This is a genomic window from Streptomyces sp. UW30, from assembly GCF_008042075.1.
In the GTDB taxonomy this organism is placed as follows: domain Bacteria; phylum Actinomycetota; class Actinomycetes; order Streptomycetales; family Streptomycetaceae; genus Streptomyces.
On the sequence record NZ_RDBN01000152.1, the window covers coordinates 1 to 3625 of the forward strand.

Sequence of the window (3625 nt, forward strand, 5' to 3'; positions counted from 1 at the left end):
CGCCGTGCTGGGGGCGCCGACCGGAGCGCTGACCTGCTACCTCAACGGCTGCGTGACACAAGGGCAGGGGTCGCCCACCGGGCTGCCGCCCGGACTGGGGGCGCTCATCGGCGGTTTCATCGGCTGCGTCGCGGTACTGGCGATGTCCGTCTTCCACGCGAGCGGACGCTCGGTCGACGTCCAGGCGGTGCCGTACTGGCTGGCGGCGGCGTCGCCGCTGCTGGGGCTGGTGGCGTATCTGGGGGCACGGGGGCTGTGGCGGTGGGCGTTGGGGCACTATGCAGGGGTGAACGGATGACATCGAGTCTCACCCCTGTCCCGGGGGCTGTCCGGACAGGCGTTCCTGAAGCCGGAGATGGCGGAACTGGTACAGGGCACCCGTCTGCCGCAGGACGCCCCGTGCGTGGGCGTCCTTGAGGAAGGTCAGCAATCGCCAGGGCAGGCGTCCGGTGATCCCGAACCACACCCGTACGGTGAGCAACCGGCCCCAGGCGCTCAGGGCGAGGGTGGCCGGCGTCAGATACAGCCACAGGTAGCCGCAGGTCTGCTCGATGTCGCGGGTGTCCTGCGACATCGACAGATCTGCGGCGAGCAGGATCAGTGAGGAGAACAGGCCGACGACCAGGGCCCGTACGAGTGCGGTTCTTCGGTCCTGGGCCAGGCTGCGTTCCGGAGACGGCACCGCCTGGACGTCGACCGAGCGTCCGCTCGCGTGGAAGACGGACATCGCCAGTACCGCGACGCAGCCGATGAAACCGCCGATGAGCGCCCCCAGTCCGGGCGGCAGCCCGGTGGGCGACCCCTGCCCTTGTGTCACGCAGCCGTTGAGGTAGCAGGTCAGCGCTCCGGTCGGCGCCCCCAGCACGGCGCCCAACAGCAGCCCCCGACTGAGCCGTTGCACGATCGCCAGGACGCTGTCGCGTCCGGGCAAGGTGACGGGGGACGTCGTGGGGCGTGCGTCGAAGAAGGCGACGAGGAGGGCGGCGGTGACGCCCAGACCCAGTTGACGGGTCTCCTGCTGCACGTGCTGCGCCGCGTTTTCGATGGACTGCCAGGTGCGGAACACCTCGAGCGCGACGAGGGCCGTCACCAGCAGCGCCCGGCGGCTCAACACCCGGCGTCGCCGCTCGCCGTCCGTCCAGCCGGGGCGGTCGTAGGAGAGAATCGCGAGGGTCAGGCCGAACCCGACGATCCAGGGGATCACGGCCAGGGGGAAGGGCAGATGTCCGGCGTCCTGGGCGAAGAACGACTCGAAGACGACGTCGGGAAGGGTCACCCTCAGCACTGCCAGCAACGCCCCCGAGCACAGCGCGGCGAGCAGCGGTGGCGCGAACCAGCGGACAGGCCGCGGGAGTTCTGCCTCCAACCGCCACCATGCGATGGTCCCGCCGCCGTCGCCCTGGGCGTGCCGGGCGAGGAACGAAAGGCGGCGCTCCGCCTGCCGGGCGGTCCAGCGAGCGCCGGAGGAGGGGCCGTAGACGGCGGGTACATAGGCGTCGAGAAGATGCCGCTCGATGAGCTCCGGGGTGCTGAAGCGCTCCTCCAGCAGCCGCGCCGGAACCCGCTCGGGGTCCTCTCGCGAGCCGTCGCAGACCTGTCGAGCCATGGCGATCATGAGCGGAGAGCTGATGACGCTCCGCAGCGCGGCGGCGGGCGTCCGCTCCGGATCGTTCCGTAGCCGGTGGACGACCGGTGCCCAGACGGTCTCCAGTTCCCCGTCGGCGTTGCGCAGTGGAGGCGCTCCGGAAGCCAGATACGCGCAGGCCGTCTCCAGCGGGACGGGGAGCAGTTCGAGCACGGTGGCCGCGGTGAGCACGTCCGTCGACGCGACCGTGGCAGCGTAGGCCTCGGGTCTGCTGGTCAGCAGCACCGGCACGCTCTCGTCCAGCTCGGCGTTGAGTCGCCGCATCGCCAACGGCCGTACTGATTCCGGGAGCTGATCGAATCCGTCCAGGACCGGGAGAATCAGCTCCCGGTCCAGCAGCTCGCGCGCCACATCCTCGGCGGGGGCGTTCAGGCCCAGCACCTCGTACTGGGAGACCAGGCATTGCACGATCCAGTCGTCCAGCCCGTCACGCCGCACGTCCCACGACGAGATCGGGAGGACCACCGGTACCGCCCGTCCTCTCTCCCGCCGTTGAAGGTAGGCGAGCGTGACGCGGTCGGCGAGGACGCTCTTGCCGGAGCCGGCCGGTCCGAGGACCACGATGCGTCGGTGTGGATGGGCGGCGAAGGCGGCCGCCAGCTCGGCGACGCCGCCGTGCCCCTCCGGCGCTCCGGCCAGCGACTCGTCGTCGGGCACATTGTGCCGGTGATCCGAGAGGCAGGCGTCGCCACGGGTCCAGCGGATGTCCATCGGAGTGGGATCCTGTAGCCGGCGCAGCCGAGCCTGCGCCTTGCGTTCGCCCCGCACCTTCCGGGCGAGCGCCTCCGCGGCGTGCGGGACCCGGTCGACCGGGTTTTCCGACGGGGTACCGAGGAGCCTGTTGAGCAGGGGGGTGATGATCGAACCGAGCACGGCCGCGAAGAGCGTGAGGACAGCGAGCACGGGCTGTGCGCTCTCGCCGTCGGCCTTCGTCTCACTGCTCTGCGTCTGCCCTGTCTGCGGGTTGGTGACGAGCACGTACATCGCGACCCCGATGACCAATGCGATCGCCAAGAACCCCATGAACAGCAGCACCTTGATCCTCAGGTGCCGCGAGCCTCGCGCCATGTTCCCCCTCCGCGTCCCAAGTGAGCGCACCGCACTCTCACTTCGAGGAACGCGGAGGAAGGCTCCCTCAGCAGCAGGGTGTTCCGCCCCGCGGAAGCACTGAAGCGCACGCCACCCGCGCGCCACCCAGCGCGCTAGGCCAGGTGGGGCACGGGTGACCGGTGGAGCCGGTGGATCCGTCGGGGCTACGGGCAGCTGATGCGCGCGTCCCCTGGGTCCGTCGTGCAGATGTCCGTGCCCAGGCCGCCGTTGGCGGTGTCGTTGGCGGTGACGTTGTCGATGGTGTCGAGGCGGTCGTTGCCGGAGTTGCCGAGCAGGGTGTCGTTGCCGGGGCCGCCGCTCAGGACGTCGTTGTTGAGGCCGCCGTCGACGCGGTCGTTGCCGAAGTTGCCGTACGCCGTGTCGTTGCCGGAGCCGGCGTTGATCGTGTCGTCGCCGCCCAGGCCGCAGATGACGTCGGTGAAGGCGGTGCCGGTCATGGTGTCGTTGCCGCTGGTGCCGATGCGGGTGCAGCCGCGGGCGTTGTTGACCGTGGTGGGGGCCGTCGTCATGTTGTTGGCGGTGTCCGGGTCGGACTGCGCCGCGCTCACGGTGGCCCGGTCGGTGAGGGTTCCGGTGGCCCTGGGTTCGACGACGACCGTCACGATGGTGCCGGCGCCGGCGGCGAGGGTGCCGAGGGCGCAGGTCGCACCGGTGGCGGAGGTCGTGCAGGTGCCCTGGCCGGGGGTGGCCGAGATGACGGTGGCGGCGGGGCCGGTGACCGTGTCGGTGAGGCCGACACCGGTGGCCGAGGTCGTGGTGCTGTTGTTGGTGACGGTCACGGTGTACGTGGCCCGGTCGCCGATGCTGACCGTGCCGGTGCCGGTCTTGGTGACCGACATGTCGACGCCGGCGGGCGGCGGGGGCGGGGGC

Annotated in this window: 2 protein-coding genes and 1 pseudogene; 1 reads left to right on the forward strand and 2 read right to left on the reverse strand. The window is 70.9% G+C overall.

Translation table 11 applies throughout. The annotated features are described in order from the left end of the window. Positions 1-298 (forward strand): annotated as a pseudogene (locus EAO75_RS48125) (hypothetical protein); the annotation flags it as partial. Between the two features lie 9 nt (positions 299-307). Here the strand turns inward: EAO75_RS48125 and EAO75_RS45080 are convergent. Then, the gene (locus EAO75_RS45080; protein WP_148000913.1) at positions 308-2713 is read right to left on the reverse strand and encodes an NACHT domain-containing protein; all 2406 of its coding nucleotides are present in this window, start codon (positions 2711-2713) and stop codon (positions 308-310) included. Positions 2714-2898: 185 nt separating this feature from the next. After that, on the reverse strand, positions 2899-3625 hold a 727-nt coding region (locus EAO75_RS45085), incomplete at its 5' end, for a calcium-binding protein (RefSeq protein WP_148000914.1).

Excerpts from the sequence above, each read along its gene's own strand:
- EAO75_RS45080 (WP_148000913.1), bottom strand. The coding sequence starts at position 2,713 with ATGGCGCGAGGCTCGCGGCACCTGAGGATCAAGGTGCTGCTGTTCATG.